This is a genomic window from Cyclobacterium sp. 10D3-21, from assembly GCF_055809755.1.
The window spans coordinates 1,960,692-1,979,370 of sequence record NZ_CM147924.1; the positions used below are offsets into that span (position 1 = coordinate 1,960,692).

Below are 18,679 nucleotides of genomic sequence, written 5' to 3' on the forward strand. Positions count from 1 at the left end.
TATCTTCAAAACAATATGGAATCCAATTTTACGAATTTAGACCTAGGGATATTTGTAGTCTACATTGTAGGGATCATAGGTCTAGGGCTTTATGCCTCCAGAAAAAGCACAGGCCAAAGTAAACGAGATTATTTCCTGGCAGGAGACAAACTTCCATGGTGGATGATAGGAGGAAGTATTATTGCTGCCAATATCAGTAGTCATCACCTGGTAGGGGTGATGGGAGTGGCTTATGAAAGAGGTTTTGTAGCCATTGTAATAGAGTGGGGAGCAATTTTGGTAGGTTTTAATGTGTTGTTATGGGTGTTTTTGCCTTTTTACATAAGAAATGGGTTTTATACCATGCCGGAGTTTCTACAGAAGAGATTTGGTGGAGGAGCCAGGACCTGCTATTCTATTTTAGTGCTTTTGACCTATATTTTTGTAGAAATCAGTGCCGTGCTTTATTTAGGAGCCATTTCGCTACAATCTTTGCTGGGAATACCGATGCTGGCTAGTATACTGTTTTTGGCGGTATTTACTGGAGTCTACACTGTTTTAGGAGGTTTAAGAGCGGTTGTATGGACCGAGATGCTACAGCTTGCAGTGCTGGTTTTGGGAATGGTTGCTTTGTCTTATTATACCATAGATGCATCTGGTGGCTTTGAGGCCATTGTAGAATCCTCCAAGGATTGGGAGCTGATGTTGCCAGCCAATGACCCTGATTTTCCCTGGACGATGTATTTAGGAGGACTACTTTGTATTAGTATCTTTTACAATGCCACCAATCAGTTTATCGTGCAGAGAACCCTGGCAGCAAAGAATGAATGGCATGCGCGAATGGGTGTGATTTTCGCAGATTACCTTAAATTTTTAATTCCCCTATTAATCATTATACCTGCCATCGTGGCACCAAAAATCTTCCCTGACCTTGATAAGCCAGACTTGCTTTTTTCCATGCTCGTAGAGCATTTACTCCCCACAGGCTTGGTGGGCTTGGTTATGGCAGGACTTATAGCGGCGGTAATGTCACATTTGTCAGGAGCCATTAACTCTTGCACGACTATTTTGACGATAGATGTTTATTTGCCGTATTTCCGTCCCAATGCTTCTGAGGCATCCTCTGTTCGTTTTGGTAGAATAACTGGAGTATTGGTTATTTTGATTGGAATTTTGTGTACCGGAATCCTTGTGTTTTATTCCGAAAAACCCATATTTATTTACCTGTTAAATGCATATGGCTTGTTTACACCGGGTATTGCCACCATGTTTTTAATGGGGATATTCTGGAAAGGGACCACCCATGCCGGGGCCATGTCAGCGGGTCTCTTGACTATTCCCTTGTCGCTATTGGTGGAGTATTTCTTTCCGGAGATGCCATTTTTTAACAGGACAGGAATTGTATTCTGGACATGTATGCTGCTGTGTGTACTGGTCAGTTTGGTCAGCAAAAGAAAGAGTGAAGCAGAATTGGAAGGTTTGATTTGGACCAAAGAAAGTCTTTCCCTACCTAAAAGTGAAAGAGAACAGCAAAAAGGCTGGAGGAATCCATTTATCTGGTGGGCCATCGTGATGGGCATGGTTTTGTATTTCTACATCAAATATGCTTAACTAATAGGTATGATACGCATTGGTTCAGATTTGATGGCTGTAAGCCTGAATGTACAAACAATAATAACCACTGCCGTAAATCTAAGGCCTGTAAGAATAGCCATTCTTTATACATTGGATGAATCAATGTTCATCCATTATTGAACCCAGATTAGGTGATATGGAAATAGCTATTGGATGATTAATTTGAATAGATTCCGACAAGTAATAATGTTGCTGTAGTTGGTGTGTGTTTCGGGTTGCAGGGTTTATTGGGGAATGGTTACTCCCCTTCTAATCATTTATGGTGCTCTGCCAGTATTTCAATCGAATGCAAGAAATGAAAGGTGTATACCCTAGCTAATTGTTGATTGTTTGTGATATTGCAAGGGTAGATTTTGTAACTCAATGTATTCTTAAAATTTCTATTGATATAAATGTATTTTGGAAATAATAAATTCTTTGATAAATTTATCGAAATCTGCAAATCACCATTTTATTTATAGCATAATCATCAAAAATCAAGTCAACCATACAGATGAAGATTTAATTGTCCTGTTAAAAAAAGGGGATAGGGATGCCTTTAATAGCATTTATGGAAGGTATTGGAAGGAATTGTTTCTGTGTGCCGTCAAAAAATTGGGGGAAAAGGAAGAAGCAGAAGACCTTATTCAGGATCTATTTATATCCATCTGGATGAAAAGAAATGACTTTGAAATTAAATCTTCATTGAAGGCATATTTGTTCACTGCCTTGAAATATAAAATAATTAATTATTTTGAATATAAAACGGTAAGAAGAAAGCATCTCGAGTCGCTTAAAGTGGAACTTGAAGCATTTGAAGATGTAACTTCAAATGCCTTGGTGGCGGAAGAAGTGGAGAAAAGTATTGAGGTTGGCGTTAATAAATTGTCTCCAAAAGTGAAGCTCGTTTATCAATTAAGTAAGGAGGAAAATCTCTCTTTGGATGAGATTGCTGAAAAGCTAGCCGTTTCCAAACAAACCGTTAAAAATCAAATATCAAAAGCATTAAAAATACTCAAAGCACACCTGAACCATGGTTATTTTTGGTTTTTCGTTTGGATGATTTCTTAAGTATTGTCCATTTATTTTACCCTTAAATAATATTTTTTTTCTTTTAATTTTTGAAGAATAATAAACTGATTTTTTGAAAAATCCCCATGTAAACAGCTTGTTCTGTATGGAATTGTTCTAGAATTGAAATTATATTTTTCTTTTGAATTCTGTAGGGTTGAGTTTCTTCATTTCTTTGCTACTGTCACCATTTTTTTTTCGAATGTTGGATGGTACGATGGTGGAGGGAAGCTGACTTTTATACAGTAGTAGATAATATTTATGAATTTATAGACCTCCCTGGAATTGCGAATAAATAGAATTAAAGAAATATTAAGGAATTATCGATTTGGTCGTTCGTCTCCTAAGGAAAACCAAATTATAGACCGATGGTATGCTTCATTAAACAATCAGCAGCAGGAGGTAAGCAAGGAAGAACTTGATAAGTTGGGTCAAAATATTTTAAAGGAGATCAATAAAAAAATAGACATAAATGAGCAGGACTTTGCCACATTCTCGGAAAAGGAGAAGGTAGTACATTTTGATCCCAGGTACCTACTTAAAATTTCTGCAGTTTTTGTCCTAGGGATAATTATGGTTTCAATATTGGTCTTCAATAAGTCCAACATAAACAGTGCGCAATATTCCAGCCTGGAAGTAAAAGTTAAAGAGATCCATTTGTCTGATGGCAGTATTGTCTGGTTGAAGAGTGACAGTAAATTAACCTATCCTGATGAATTTGATCAAAATAGTAGAGAGGTACATCTCGAAGGAGAGGCATTTTTTGATATTTTCCGAGACGAAAACAGGCCTTTTATTATTCATTCCCAGGACATGGTCACCAAAGTATTAGGTACGAGCTTTAATGTTAAAGATTACAAGGAAGGGACCGAAAAGGCTGTGGAAGTATTGACCGGGAGTGTTAAGGTTTCTTTAAATCATAAGAGTGGAAATCAGGAAAGTATCATCCTAAAATCTCGGGAAAAGATTAATTATAATAAAACAGATCCTTCTGGTGTGGAGGTCTTAAAAAAAGATCTACAAGTGGTTTTGCCTGAAGTTTCCAAGGAGTTGAAGTTTGAGGCAGTTCTTGTCAACGAAATAATAGAAAAATTGAATCTTGCCCATGGAGTGAAGATTCGTGTGAATAATCAAAAGTTAAATACATGCCGCCTTACGGCCGATTTATCCTTTGAAAAGTTGGATGTGTGCCTTGAGATTATATCCAGGGCTTTGAATGCTAAATATTACCAAATAGAGGATCAAATTTATATTGATGGAAAAGGATGTTTAAATTAAAAGGTATATGAGAATGAAATAAAAAGAAAAAAGGCCAAAAGTGTTGAAGCCACTTTTGACCTAATTATTCCCCCTCTGCAAAGGCATATAGCCTAAAGGGACGTTTTTGCCTAAAATTATTATGTAACAAAAACTTTACAAATGTATGAAAATTCAAATACACCACACTGCATTATTTATAAAAATAATGAGAATTTCATTGGTTCAACTTATTATTCTACTGATAGTTACTGGGGCTTCTGTAGCTGGCCCCTCACACGCTCAGAATGTATTGAAAATCAATCTGTCCTTAGAGATTGATGAACAACCTATAAAGGATGTTTTGGGACAAATCGAAGAATTGGCGGATGTGAAATTTGCCTATTCGGTAGGTTTGGTTAGACCAAAAGAAACAATTTCTTTGAACATCGTAAATGAAGAATTGGGCGCTATTTTAGATAAAATCTTTTCCTCAAGAAATGTCAAATATTTTGCGTTGGGAAAGCAAATAATTCTGAACCAATCCACAAATTTCAAAATCAATAATAACCTTATATCTATTAAGTTAAATGAGTTGATCATTTCGGGTAAGGTTAGCAATACAGATGGAGAATCTTTACCCGGTGTGACCATAATGGTAAAAGGCACGACCATCGGAACCGTTACTGACATTGATGGAGATTACAAATTAGAAATCCCAGGTAGTAATGGCGTCATATTGGTGTTTTCATCCATAGGGTTTAAAGACCAAGAGGTAAGCATTGATGGTAGGTCAGTCATCAACTTGGTTTTAGAGGAAGATGTACAAAGTTTGAATGAAGTAGTGGTGACTGCCTTAGGTGTTGAAAAAGACCCTAAAAGTATAACCTACAGCACTCAGAAAGTGTCTCCTGCTGAAGCAAGCAAAGTTAAAGACCCCAATTTCATGAACAGTTTGGCGGGTAAGGTTGCTGGTGCTGTCATCACCAAGGGTAACTTTGGACCAGGAAGTGCACCCAGAATATTATTACGTGGTAATAAATCTTTAACAGGAAATAGTGAGCCATTATTTGTTTTGAATGGTGTGCCAATGATAGGTGGCTCAGACATTCTATCCAATTATAATCCTGAAGACATCGAAAGTATCCAGGTATTAAAAGGAGCATCGGCGGCTGCACTTTATGGTAGTGAAGCTGCCAATGGAGTTATTTTGGTTAATACAAAGAAAGGTCAGCATGGCGTTTCTAAAGTAGAATTTTCTTCAACCTTTACTGTAGAAAATGCTGTGGATTTACCTAAATTACAAACTTCATATGGACAGACCGACCCCAATTTCAATGACAGTTGGGGAGAGAAAATTAACAACGGTAGTGACAGTCATTTGAAAGAATTCTTTGAAACTGGTAAAACCAGAATCAACTCAGTTTCCTTTTCAAATGGCAGTGATATAGGGCAACTTTATATGTCTTTTTCAAACACTTCAGCTAGTGGAATTCTTCCTAAAAATAAGCTAGAACAAAATAATTTTACGGTAAGGTTAACCTCTCAGTTTTTTAATGACAAATTATCAATTGATGGTTCTATCAATTATACCAATCAGGAAATTTTTAATCAAAATTCTGCGGGAGGATACAGTGCCTTGCCTGGGATTTATTCGTTTCCTGTAGGAGATGATTTTTCAAAATACGACAAGGATAATTTTGAAGTTTGGGATCCAGTTAGAGCCATGTATGTTCAAAATTGGCCATACATCCGGAATGAAACTTTCCCTAATCAAAACCCATATTGGGTGCAGAATAGAAATCAGCGTGACTTCCAAAGAGACCACACCATTTCTGCCTTTACAGCAAAACTTGAGCTTTACAGCTGGTTGGATCTGCAAGGAAGGGTCACCTATGATAAAATATATGACAAATCAGAATTTAGAAATTATGCCTCTACTCAAGGGACAGTAGCGGGCCCTAATGGGGGATATGGATTGGGTCAATCCTCAATTGACAATATTTACTCGGATTTACTATTGATAGGGAATAAAAACATCAGCAGGGATTACAATCTAGCAGGTACCCTTGGTTTTAGTAATCGTGAAACCACCAGCGCAGGGTTGAATTTATCCTCTACAGTTCCAACTTCCCTGGTTTTTCCAAATTACTTCTCTATTTATGCGCTAAATGGCCAATACAATAAAGGAGAAAGTCTTAGGAAAACGATGACACAAGCCGCTTTCGGGAATGCAACATTGGGATATAAAGAAAAAATATACCTGGACATAACCGCAAGAAATGAATGGAGTTCTACTGTTGCTCAATCTTTTTTCTATCCATCTGTTGGTCTTTCTTATATTTTGAAAGATGGTTCAAACGACCGCACCAGTGCATCTAATGTTTTGTCCTTTGCAAAGTTAACAGGATCTTATGCTGAGGTGGGGAATAGTTTGCCTTTTGGAATTAACAACCGAGCACCAGCCATGTCTTTGGACAATAGTGGCAATCTAAACCCCAGAGGCACACTTCCTTTTTTTAATGGTACGGATACTTTAAGTCTTAATCCTGAACGTACTAAGTCTTATGAATTTGGTACTGAACTTAGGTTTCTTAACAACAAATTGAGTCTTAACCTAAACTATTACAATGCCACAACCTCGGATCAAATCTTGCAAATTCAAGCACCTGCAGGGGCAGGGGCTTCAAATTTCTGGATCAATGGAGGAATTATTCGGAACAAAGGAATTGAAGGAATAATCAATTACAATTCATCGGTAGGCGACATCCAATGGGCTTCTTCGCTAAATTTCTCTCACAATAAAAATCAGATAAGGGAATTGAGTGACAAGCTTGATGCGGAAAGATTTGTATTGACTAGTTTTAATCAAAGTAGACTAGTATCGATCTATCTAACCAGACCGGTAGATGGCGAATACGGTTCCTTTGGAGACATGTATGGTAGGGTTTATGAAAAAGAGGATGATGGGACCCTTATTACCGATGAAGATGGACTTCCTCAAGTATCAGCAAATCCAGATCAATTTATTGGCAATGCAAACCCTAATTTCTTGGCAGGTTTAAATAACTCTTTTGCCTATAAGAATTTTTCTTTATCGTTTTTGATTGACAGCAGATTTGGTGGAGGAGTAATCAATAGGACAGAGGTATGGTTGGATTATAAAGGACTCTCAGAAAGATCAGGAGAGGCAAGAGACAATGGAGGTGTGATGGTAAATGGGCAGATGGTAGATGCTAAAGAATATTACCTGAACCAAACAGGAGCAGGTGCCACAGCAATCGCATCTGAATATTTTTTCGATGCCACCAATATTCGGTTGAGAGAATTTCAAATAGGCTATAATTTACCGCTAACCAATGAATTTATTAAGGAATTAAATTTATCCTTCGTTGGACGTAACTTGTTTTTCTTTTATAAAAAAGCCCCTTTTGACCCTGAGATTAGTGTAAATACATCTCCTACTTCAGAAGGTATTTCTTCTTTTAGTCAACCTCAAACCAGGTCATTTGGCGTAAGTCTAAGAGCTATATTTTAATTCGTCGGAAACTTTCGTTTCAAATGGATTTTTCCTGAGTATGTCAACTAAAATATAAAAAAATGAAAAATTATATCCCTAATATAAAATCTATAAATGCCATTATTATGGCATGCTTCCTGTTTTTATCAATATCCTGTGTGGAGTACATGCAGGACCTTAATCAGGATCAAAAACTTATTACAGATGAATTATTAAGACATGATGCAAATGAAGGTGGGGTATCCCTTCCAGGTATGCAGCTAAGCATAATGGATGTGCTTACTACCTGGCGTATTGAAATGCAACAAAACCTTAATGCAGACAATTATGGTGGGTACATGAGTTTACCAGCACCGTTTTTTGACAATAGAAACAATGGAACCTATGCCATGGTAGATAGCTGGAACAATCAGATTTGGTTGGTGCCTTCCCAAAAAGTATTGGATCAATGGTTGATGATGAAGAAAAGAGGTTTTGATCAAGACTATCCGGATCTTTATGCTTTAGGCGTTATTTTTAAAACTTTTGCAGGCCACAGATTGGCAGATATTTTTGGCCCAATCCCTTACTCAAAATATGGTGAGTCCAGTGATGTTAGCTTTGATTCAGTAGAAGAAGCCTATGATGTGTTTTTTAAAGAGTTAAAGGAGGCCGTAGATGTTTTACGTGAAGCGGAAGCCGCAAATCCTGATGCAGACAAGGTGAGGTACGCAAAATTCGACAAATCCAGGTATGCAGGCGATTATGCAGTGTGGGTAAGGGTAGCGAATACATTAAGGTTAAGGCTGGCGATAAGAATTTCAAAAGTTAACCCTGATAGAGCAAAATTGGAAGCTGAAAGTGCCTTGGCAGATGGTGGAGTTTTGACAGCTGCTGATGGTTCATTTGAAATGTCGACAGGTAGCATACATCCATTGGAAACAATAACTTCAGCCTGGCAAGAAACACGCATTAACGCAGTAGTTGAAACTATACTTGGAGGTTATAATGATCCTAGATTGCCTTTGTACGCTGTGCCTGCCTCTGATCCAGAACTCAACGGTCAAATTAAAGGTGTTCGTTCTGGAGCTATTTTCGGTGCCAAACCTTACCTTGGTTTTTCTCAAGTAAACTTTTTTGGAAATCCATATGTGAAAGTTATGGATGTAGCCGAAAGCTTTTTCCTTCGTGCTGAAGGAGCGCTTAGAGGTTGGAATATGGGTGGAACGGCCAAGGATTTCTATGAGGAAGGAGTGAGGGTATCATTCGGTGCAAATGGTGTTGGAGGAGTAGAGGAGTACTTGGAGAATAGTACTGGTTCCCAGTTGCCCTATGTTGATCCAAATAATCCTCTAAATAATATAGAACCCTTGTCTGATATTACCATAAAATGGGAAGATAATGATATATTTGAGAGGAAGCTTGAAAGAATCATTACCCAGAAATGGATAGCCATGTATCCAGATGGTCAAGAGGCCTGGTCGGAATTTAGAAGAACGGGTTATCCTAAGCTTTATCCTGTTGCTGTTAATTACAGTGACTTCTCAGGAGGAGAATTTATAAAAAGAATAAATTACCCTACTTCTATCACGAATAGTAGCCAGTCTTCTGTGGATGAAGCAGTTGGTTTGTACCTCAATGGCGAGGATAATATTTATACACCTCTGTGGTGGGATGTAGATTGAACAAATTAAAATTTGATATGCTAAAAAGGAATTTGTGTTTACCGGCGATGAAAGTCTTATTTTACCCTCTTCGCATACCCACCTTTGTATTGGGCCTTGGGCTGGTGTTTTATGCTTGCCAGCCAAAGTCAGCCACTGAAGATAGATCGCTTGAAAATGCCTTGTCGACCTTTGTCTTAGAAGATGATTTTCAGATAGAGCTTATTGCAGGTGAACCACTTGTGGCAGATCCAGTGGATATGGTAATAGATGAGCATGGTAGACTATATGTTGTAGAAATGCATGGCTATCCATTGGACCTCAGTGGATCTGGCAAAGTGAAACGCTTGTCAGATACTGATGGTGATGGTATAATGGATGAAAGTGTCGTTTTTGCAGATAGTCTAGTGATGCCTACTGGGATCATGCGCTGGAAACAAGGCCTTATAGTAACAGATCCGCCCAATGTTTACTACCTGGAAGACAGTGATGGAGACGGAAAGGCAGATATCAAGCAAACCCTCTTAACAGGGTTTGCGCTTTCTAACCCCCAACACAATGTTAATAGCCCTAAACTGGCGCTGGACAACTGGATTTATCTGGGTCACGAACCAGCAGTTACTACTACCATTTATGAAGACTTACTTGGCGATAGGGGGACAGATGTTTATTATCCTGAAAAACCAAATGTCAACAGATTGTCCCAAAATGCTGGGGGTAGAAGTGTCAGGTTTAAACCGGATACCTACGACTTGGAACTGCTGAGTAGTCGAACCCAGTTTGGACATACTGCCAATGAATTTGGCCACAGGTTTTTGCTAAACAATAGCAATCATATTATACAGGAAGTGCTTTCTGCAGAATACCTGGACAGAAATCCCTACCTGGTGATTACAGAAGTAACCCAGTCCTCCTCTGATCATGGCAGTGGTGCTGAAGTTTTTCCAATAACCATCAATCCCCAACATCAATTGTTGACAGACTTAGGCGTAATGACCTCTGCTTGCGGATTGACGGCATACTTGGGAGCTTCTTTTCCAGAGCGGTACAATCAAGCCACCTTTGTGTCAGAACCAGTAAGTAATTTAGTACATGTGGATTTTGTCAAGGAGGATGGTACAGGGTATAAAGCCTCTCGAGAGCATCCCGATAAGGAATTCTTGGCTTCTACGGATGCTTGGTTTCGACCAGTTAATGCCTATGTCGGTCCAGATGGAGCCTTGTATATTCTCGATTATTACCGTCAGATTATAGAACATCCTGAATGGATGTCTGAAGAGGTGGTTGAATCTGGGGCTTTGTACAATGGTACAGAGCAGGGTAGAATTTACCGCATTACACCAAAAGGCACTTCGCCCATAGATTGGACCGATAAATTGTCTTTGGGTACAGCATCTCCGGAGGATTTGCTTAGTATGCTGTCCCATAAGAACGCCTGGTGGAGAATGAATGCCCAGCGAATGATAGTGGACCAGCATCCGGAAAGTCTGATACCTGCCTTAAAAGAACTTGCGGTCTCTGGAGAAAGTCCAATGGGTCGGCTCCATGCCTTATGGACTTTACAGGGAATTGGAGCACTGGATCAGGAAACACTGGCAAGTTCCTTAAAAGACCCTGTTGCAGGCGTTCGGGAAAATGCGGTGAAATTGTCAGCTTTGTTCTTAACGCATTCAGCTGACCTTGAACCACAGTTACTGGCATTGAAAAATGACCCTGATCCAAAAGTTAGGTTCCAACTGATGCAAACCCTTGGGTACATTGAAACTGAAAGTGCTTTTCAGGCTCGAAAGGAACTATTGTTTAAGGATATTGACGATAAGTGGGTACAACTGGCAGCGCTTTCAGCACCTTTTTCTGAAAGTAGTAGGTTAATTGATCCTGTTTTGAATCAATATACTGCCACACCAGCTTATAATGGCTTGGTGCAGAAACTGGCGGCCATGGTAGGCGCAAGTATGGATGAGAAAGCGATTCTTACCATGGTGCAGAGGGCCACCAGAAAAAATGCACAAAACGAATACAATTGGCAGCCAGCGCTTTTACGTGGTTTGGCACAGGGAATAAAAAGTAAACACCTGGAAGGAGCGCATGGCGCTGCAGCAGGTCTATTGGCAACAAGTGTTTTTGAGCATCCTTCAACAGATGTTAAAGGAGCGGCCATTCAGGTATTAGAAGGTATTGGGTTGGACAATGTTGTGGGAAAAGAACAGGATTTGGCTAAGGCAAAAGCAATTGCTTTGAACAAATCATTGTCAGGTGAAGAAAGAAGTATGGGTATTCGGTTTTTGGCTTTGGCCAATACAGCCGAATACCAGGACATGCTAGTAGGTTTGGTGGAGGCAAGTGAACCACTTCCTGTTCAATTGGCTGCTTTCCGTACCTTAAGTAAATCAGAGGACAATTCCTTGTCCCAATTGGTGATCGACCGCTGGGTAAGCTTTACTCCCGAATTGAGAGATGCTGCCATTAGTGCGATGATGATGAATGGGGAAAGAATTGCGGTTCTATTGGGAGCACTCGAAAATGGCTTGGTTCAAAAGACAAGCATTGGTTGGAGAAGAAGTGTGGGCTTAATGGCCAACAAGGATGAAACGCTCAGGTTGAGAGCCAGGGCCATTTTGACCCGGCCGGAAGGAGAGAGTGAAAAAATCATTGCCAACTACCAACCCGCACTGGAGCTAAATGGTACCATTGATGCAGGAGCTTTAGTTTTTCAGAAGAATTGTGCCATTTGCCACCAAATGGGGGAAGAGCAGGGGCTCGCTTTTGGGCCAGACCTTTCTTCCCTGAAAAATAGACGTGCTGCCAGTATCATGAGTGATATTCTTAACCCCAATTTGTCGATAGCGGATGGTTATGACCTTTGGGAAGTAGAATTGCAAAATGGTGAGCTCCTGCAGGGGCTAATTTCCTCGGAAACACCTACGGCCATCAATCTTAGTAATTCAGGAGGATTAAACAAGAGCATTTCCAGGACAAATATTAAGGCGTTGAAATTAATAGAAATGTCGGCCATGCCTACAGGCCTGGAGCAAAGTATTTCGCTCCAGGAAATGGCTGATTTGTTGGCTTATATCCGAAAAGCAGAATAAAGGATTTTAGAATACGATCATATACGCATTAACTCGGATTAGGTAATGGAATTAGTAAGGAAGGACATTTCCAAATAATAGCATTGCTTTTGCCTAATTCGAGATCAATATATTTCTCAAATAACCCAAGAAAATGAAATTGATAAAAATTAAACGATTAATTCTGTCGCTGTTGGCTTTTGCTGCCTTGCAGCTGAATGGTTTTGGAGCTGCTCCAAAACCATTGAATGTAGGTTTGGCACGTGTGTCCATTACTCCAGAAACGCCGGTTCGTTTAACGGGTTACTCCAGTAGGGACTTTCCGTTTGAAGGAGTTCAACACGAGTTATGGGCCAAAGCAATGGCTTTTGGAGATGAAAAAAAAGGGTATCGGATAATTATAACTGTAGACTTGCTGGGTATTCCTCATAGGGTCACAGAAAGGGTAAAGGATGCACTTGCAAAAGAGATAGGTATATCCCCTGCCAATCTTTCCATTTGTGCTTCTCACACGCATAGTGGTCCGCAAATTGGAAATATTGTTTCGCATTTTAATAAACCGTTAGACCCAGACGAATTAGCAGAGATTTCGCTATTTGCCATGGGACTGGTTCCAAAGTTAAAAGGCGTGGCAATAGATGCCATAGCGAATGCTGCCCCTTCCTTGGTCTCCCATGCCAAAGGAGAGGTGAATTTTGCGGTCAACCGGAGGACGTCCATAAACCCAAATGGGGTGTCAGACCATTCTTTGCCGGTAATGAGAATTACGGATCTTGAAGGAAAGACAAAAGCAGTGATGCTAAATTATGCCTGCCATGCGGTTACCTTAGGCCCAAAAAACAATGTGGCCCATGGAGATTGGGTAGGTGAAGCCCAGATTCAGGTGGAGGAGAACTTGCATGAAGGAGCCATGGCCATGGTCGTGATTGGTTGTGGAGCAGATCAGAATTCTTCGCCACGCATGAACAGGGAAAATCCTGAGATGGATTTGGTTTATGCCAAAGACCAGGGAAAACAGATTGCTGATGAGGTAAATCGATTGCTTGCCGATGAAACCTGGAAAGGAATTCGTCAACTGCCTGAAGGTAAAATGAAATATGTGGAACTTACTTTTGCCAACATGCCTGATCCTAAAAAGTTAGCTGAAGATGCTAAAGGGGCAGGTAGGACAAGTAACTATTCACGATTATTGCTTGGTAGAATGGCAAGAAGTGGTGATATTCCAGAGAAAATCAATTATCCCATTCAGGTTTGGGATTTTGGAAAAGATTTGGTCATGGTATTTTTGGCTGGCGAAGTGGTGGTCGACTATGCCCTGCGACTAAAGCAGGAATTGGGTGAAGACAGAGTGTGGGTAAATGCTTATTCAAATGACATGCCCTGTTATATTCCATCCCTCAGAATACTGAGAGAGGGGGGATATGAAGCAGAAACAGCCATGATTGGTTATGAGAAACCCTCGAAATTTACAGAGGATGTGGAAGATAAAATCATGAATGGTATATATTCAATTTTACCTAAATCAAGTAAGTGATGCGTTTATCCAAACTGAAGCGACCAATGACTTTTATACAGGACCAAAAGAGTAGGGCATTGTCCTGTTTGGCGGTTCTTGTTTTTGCCCTTCTGCTTTCCATTCCAACTTCTTTTGCTGGAGATTTTAGGGCTGCCGTGGTCAAGGAAAATATTACCCCGAAAGTTCCCAAACAACTATTAGGATATGGTGCGCGGCTATCTGAGGGGATTTTAGATAGTATTTTCCATCAAATTCTAATACTAGATGATGGTGTGTCTACTTTTGCACTGGTGTCCACAGATATATGTGTACTTTCTCCAGCAACCTATGACCAGGTGGCAAAATTGGTGGAGCAAAAGTTTGGAATAGCCCGCAATAATTTTTGGTGGTCAGTAACGCATACCCATTCCGCACCTGAAGTTGGTGCTCCTGGACTCCCTGAGGCTTTTATGGGAGAGCGATATACGCATCCTATTGATACCAACTACACTGATTTGGTGACTACCAAATTATTGGCTGGAATCGAAAGGGGAATAAAAGAACTGGCTCCTGCTAGTCTGGGTGTTGGCTGGGGGCATTCCTCCGCCAATATAAATCGAAGGGCCAAGGACATTGATGACAAAGCTTTTTTGGGGATGGATCCTGATGGACCCGTGGACAGGAGAATAGGCGTTTTAAAAATTGTACATAAAGAAGACCATCGATTAATGGTTACTGTGGCCAATTATGCCATTCACGGTACCGTAATGGGTGGGGAGAATTTGCAAGTAAGCGGTGATGTTCAGGGAGTAGTATCGAAATATGTCGAGGAGAAATCTGGAGCTCCTATGCTGTTTATAAATGGTGCAGCGGGAAATATAGCTCCGATATACAGCGTATACCCGAATGCCAGGGCTGGAAGGATGAATCAATTCAGAAGGCTTTTGGGAGATAAAATCCTGTCAGCCAATGATGATATTTTGAACTATGAAGACCAGGTCTCTTTTTCTGCATCGGAGATGGAGTTTTTGACACCTATGAAGGAAGGGTTAAAGTGGCCGGAAGCTTTGAATGACTATATTGTAGATGAAAAAGGAGCTGCTAAAACAATCAAATTGCCTGTTCGTTTTCTCAATATCAATGATAAGATTGGTATTTGGGCAAGTCCTTTGGAGTTGTTCTGTGAAATTTCAAATGAAGTCAGGGAGCGTTCTCCGTTTCCTTATACCTTCTATTATGGCTATACCAATGGTTGGCTAGGATACATGCTCACAGAAAAAGAGTGGGAATACAAAGGCTATGAACCTACGGTTTCTCCATATGTTCCAAGTGCAGGTACCAGATTCGGTGAGGTAGTTTTGTCCTATTTGGAAAGTGAATTAAAAAGTAAATAATAAACCAATCCTGAGATGAAGTCAATATTTTCAGTAAGCGCAATTATAGTATTATTAGTTTTTGGAGGCCTGAGTGCAAGGGCACAAAATCCGGATTTCCCATGGCCAGATGGAAAAAAAATGGCCATAAGTTTAAGTTTTGATGATGCACGGGCGAGCAATCCAGACCCAGGAGCAACCCTATTAAATGAGTATGGGGTAAAAGCTACCTTTTATGTGGTGCCTGCAAGTATGGAACGAGATCTTCCAGGTTGGAAGATGGTGGTGGAAACAGGTCATGAGATTGGCAATCACTCTTTGAATCATCCTTGTACTGGGAATTTCGGATGGTCCAGAAGTGAAGCTTTGGAAGATTATACCTTAAAACGGATGCGAAAAGAATTGATGGATACTAATGATGAAGTAGAGCGATTATTAGGAGTGAGACCAGAGGTTTTTGCTTATCCATGCGGTTTGTCATTTGTAGGAAAGGGAGAGGGAACAAAAAGTTATGTCCCATTAATTTCTGAGATGTTTCTTTCAGGAAGAGGTTGGAAAGATGAAGCCCCAGTTGATCCTTATTATGCTGATATGGCTCAGCTTACAGGAATGGAAATGGACAATATGTCCTTTGAAGAGATATTGCCAATTATCGAAGCTGCTGGTAAAGACAGAAAATGGTTGGTGCTTGCCGGTCATGAAAATGGGACCGAAGGCAACCAGACTACTTACTTGAGTATGTTGAGAAAGCTTTGTGAATATGCCAATGACCCTGCCAATGGAATTTGGATTGCACCGGTAGGAACAGTTGCCAAATATGTAAAAGAAAAGCGAGCTGAGATGGAGGGAAACCTAAATATTCCCGGAATTACCAGGCCGGTAGATAATGAAACGGTTTATCTTCCTGCTGAGAAGGCAAGAGGTATAGGTCCTGATATCCAATACATGCCTGAGTGGAATGCCTTCGGTTGGTTTAGAGCTAAGGATAGAGTAGAATGGGACCTGGACCTGCCTAAGAAAGGCAGGTATGAAGTCTGGATGGAATGGTCTGTTTCAGATGAGGAAGCTGGTAAACCTTTTATGCTGACTTCCGGTGGGCAAACCATTAAGGGCATAGTAAAACCTTCTGGATCATGGGAGACCTTCAAAAAAATAAAAGTTGGCGAATTGTCATTAGATGAAGATTATAACCGGCTAATAGTGGCTTCGGGAGAGGCTTTTGATGAAGGTGCTTTAATGGATTTAAAAGCTTTGACACTGGTGCCTGTTAAAAAGTAAATCGGTTTTTGCCCTTGTTATTCATTGATTAAACCTCAGTTTAAAATCAGGACAATTAAGTTGTCCAAAATTGCTGTGTTAGCAAATGCGTTTTGGCATGAAATAAAGAATCATGCAAAGCACCTCGTATTAGGGGAATTTGTGTTAATGCCAAATCATTTACATGGTATTTTATTTTTGAATAATCCCTACATGGTATCAAACGGGGATAAAAACACGAATCCAAATGTATGGCCAAGGCATGCCTTGGCCATACATTTGGATTCGGAACCGGTTTCTGGACCCTGATCCGAATCCGAAAAAACGATAGGTCAAAATCATTTTCAAAATCAGGGAAAAAATCCCATTTCATCTATAGTGGGATCCTACAAATCAGCCGTAACCAAACATGCCAACCGGTTGGGTTTTGAATTTGGTTGGCAATCCCGTTTTTACGATCATATCCTTCGCGATGCACAATCGTTTAAAAATATTCAAAACTATATTATAAATAACCCAGCGAAATGGGGAGAGGATAAATTTTTATAATAGAGAATAGCCAAAATAATAAATTAAACCCGGATTATGTATTAGGATTTCCCGTGTTTACGGGAAGTGTTGCAATCGCAAGAATATCAAGCTGTATTCTTTTTTTAAGACCTTTTCGTATCCTTAGGATTCTCCAACAATAGTGAAGCTGCAAAAGCTCGGTTCGAACATTAGTTTAAGTAAACAGTTCTTTACTTGGGTTGAAGCATTGTTAATATGAAATACTTCTTTTGCACCATAATCTTATTTGTTTCAATGAACTCGATAATAATCTTTGATTTTAACAAAAAGTCAGACATTCAGGGCTGGACAATTGTTGATGATGTTGTAATGGGGGGTAATTCCTCTGGAACTTTTACTTTGAATGACGATGGTCATGGAGTTTTCGAAGGCCGTATCTCTTTGGACAATAATGGAGGGTTTTCGGCTGTTCGTTACAGATTTCAAAAATTGGCAGTTAAGGAATTTTCCAAGGTTATTATTAAACTTCGTGGAGATGGTAAGAATTATCAATTTAGGATAAAAGCGAATTCTCAAGATTACTATTCTTACATCGCGCCTTTTTCCACCACAGGAGACTGGCAGGAAATTACCTTTCCGCTTGAAGAAATGTACCCGTCTTTCCGTGGACGACGACTTGATCAGTCGAATTTTCGCCAAGATTTTTTCGAAGAGATTACTTTTTTAATTGGAAATAAAAAGGAAGAAAATTTCAAACTACAGGTAGATAATATTGTGTTGAAATAAAACCTGGCAATGAGCCTACACCGAGTTTTAGTTTTAGTACGAAAGAGAATTTTTCAACCTTAATTTTTCAAAAAGTAAAGGTACAACAGAGAATAAATTCCCTACTTGATATTTCTGGTTAAAATCATAATTGGTTTTTTATTGATAGTCTGGCTTTTTTTTATAACTTAAAATCTTTTAATGAAAGAAAAGCACCTATTAATTGTAATTGCTGTTTTCTGCTCTTTTTGGATGGGCTATTGGAATAGGCTACCTAGTGCTATAGCTATGAGGCTATACATTGAAAATTGGAATTAAATTACCTTATGAAAAAACTATTAAAACCTTGTCAGCTATTCCTTTTAGCCATTGTTTTTGTTTATGTGTGCCCGTCTTTCGGGCAAAATGTTAAATCATCAACTGGACCTGTTTTCAATGATTTTGGGCCTGTCTATTCCATAGATAATGTGGATTTTCCGCTAGATACCACCCAAGAATACAAAGCGGTATTTGATGTGGACAGAGACCAAACAGACCCAAGTCAGCAGAACTCAATTATTTCAAGCTTGCACCGTTATTATAATATGCATGTTCGTTCCGGAATACCAAAAGAAAATATACACCTGGCTTTTGTTGTACATGGGGGATCTACAAAAGATGTATTGTCATCCGAGGCCTATAAAGCGAAATACAATGTAGAAAACCCCAATAAAGAATTGATCAAGACCCTTTCTGATATGGGGGTAGGGATTTATATCTGTGGGCAATCAATGATGTCTAGAGGATACAGTAAAGAAGATTTACTGCCAGAGGTAAAAGTAGGTTTATCCGCTATGACAGTGTTAACCGTATACCAAAGCAATAATTATGGCTTGATTAAATTTTGAACTAAGTACATTAAATAAAATACAATGCGTCGATTAAAGTTATCAATCATGCTGAGGTAAAGTGATACCATTAAGTTATAGGAGATTTATCCCATTTTTTTGTTAAATGCAAATATTTGCAGATTAATACTGTGCTTTTCAAAAGCAAGAGAGGAAATATCGTCTTACCAATGCATTGATGATGTGGATTTTTTTGCATAGTTTTATGTTTTATTATGAAGTGGTAGGATAATTTGGGTAAAATCGGTAGTTTTTGCT

At 39.5% G+C, this 18,679-nt stretch carries 12 protein-coding genes; all 12 read left to right on the plus strand.

Annotated elements, in window-relative coordinates; genetic code table 11:
* Nucleotides 1-15: 15 nt before the first annotated feature.
* The 12 genes from AC0L7T_RS08050 to AC0L7T_RS08105 all read left to right on the plus strand — a co-directional run bounded on the left by AC0L7T_RS08050 (nucleotide 16) and on the right by AC0L7T_RS08105 (nucleotide 18,421).
* Nucleotides 16-1,590, plus strand: coding sequence for a sodium:solute symporter family transporter (locus AC0L7T_RS08050; protein WP_473342030.1), 1,575 nt, complete (start codon nucleotides 16-18; stop codon nucleotides 1,588-1,590).
* A gap of 9 nt (nucleotides 1,591-1,599) precedes the next feature.
* Nucleotides 1,600-1,734 (plus strand): hypothetical protein, encoded by a 135-nt coding sequence (locus AC0L7T_RS08055; RefSeq protein WP_473342031.1) that lies wholly within the window; start codon nucleotides 1,600-1,602, stop codon nucleotides 1,732-1,734.
* 297 nt (nucleotides 1,735-2,031) lie between these two features.
* Nucleotides 2,032-2,664 carry an RNA polymerase sigma factor gene (locus AC0L7T_RS08060; protein WP_473342033.1) on the plus strand — a complete coding sequence of 211 codons (633 nt, stop codon included), beginning with the start codon at nucleotides 2,032-2,034 and terminating at the stop codon, nucleotides 2,662-2,664.
* Between the two features lie 285 nt (nucleotides 2,665-2,949).
* Complete coding sequence (locus AC0L7T_RS08065) at nucleotides 2,950-3,942, plus strand: FecR family protein (protein ID WP_473342034.1); 993 nt, start codon at nucleotides 2,950-2,952, stop codon at nucleotides 3,940-3,942.
* A gap of 145 nt (nucleotides 3,943-4,087) precedes the next feature.
* Nucleotides 4,088-7,438, plus strand: a complete 3,351-nt coding sequence (locus tag AC0L7T_RS08070; RefSeq protein WP_473342035.1) for a SusC/RagA family TonB-linked outer membrane protein — start codon at nucleotides 4,088-4,090, stop codon at nucleotides 7,436-7,438.
* 62 nt (nucleotides 7,439-7,500) lie between these two features.
* The gene (locus AC0L7T_RS08075; RefSeq protein WP_473342036.1) at nucleotides 7,501-9,084 is read left to right on the plus strand and encodes a SusD/RagB family nutrient-binding outer membrane lipoprotein; all 1,584 of its coding nucleotides are present in this window, start codon (nucleotides 7,501-7,503) and stop codon (nucleotides 9,082-9,084) included.
* A gap of 47 nt (nucleotides 9,085-9,131) precedes the next feature.
* Nucleotides 9,132-12,155: a PVC-type heme-binding CxxCH protein gene (locus AC0L7T_RS08080; protein ID WP_473342037.1), complete on the plus strand. Its 3,024-nt coding sequence runs from the start codon at nucleotides 9,132-9,134 to the stop codon at nucleotides 12,153-12,155.
* A gap of 133 nt (nucleotides 12,156-12,288) precedes the next feature.
* Nucleotides 12,289-13,668: a hypothetical protein gene (locus AC0L7T_RS08085; protein WP_473342038.1), complete on the plus strand. Its 1,380-nt coding sequence runs from the start codon at nucleotides 12,289-12,291 to the stop codon at nucleotides 13,666-13,668.
* On the plus strand, nucleotides 13,668-15,023 hold the full coding sequence (locus AC0L7T_RS08090) for a neutral/alkaline non-lysosomal ceramidase N-terminal domain-containing protein (protein ID WP_473342039.1): 1,356 nt from the start codon (nucleotides 13,668-13,670) through the stop codon (nucleotides 15,021-15,023). Before AC0L7T_RS08085 ends, AC0L7T_RS08090 begins: the two co-directional genes overlap by 1 nt.
* A gap of 15 nt (nucleotides 15,024-15,038) precedes the next feature.
* A complete protein-coding gene (locus AC0L7T_RS08095) occupies nucleotides 15,039-16,280 on the plus strand; it encodes a polysaccharide deacetylase family protein (RefSeq protein WP_473342040.1) in 1,242 nt (413 codons plus the stop codon).
* Nucleotides 16,281-17,063: 783 nt separating this feature from the next.
* The gene (locus AC0L7T_RS08100) at nucleotides 17,064-17,555 is read left to right on the plus strand and encodes a CIA30 family protein (RefSeq protein WP_473342041.1); all 492 of its coding nucleotides are present in this window, start codon (nucleotides 17,064-17,066) and stop codon (nucleotides 17,553-17,555) included.
* Between the two features lie 305 nt (nucleotides 17,556-17,860).
* Nucleotides 17,861-18,421 carry a DsrE family protein gene (locus AC0L7T_RS08105; protein WP_473342042.1) on the plus strand — a complete coding sequence of 187 codons (561 nt, stop codon included), beginning with the start codon at nucleotides 17,861-17,863 and terminating at the stop codon, nucleotides 18,419-18,421.
* Nucleotides 18,422-18,679 lie beyond the last annotated feature (258 nt).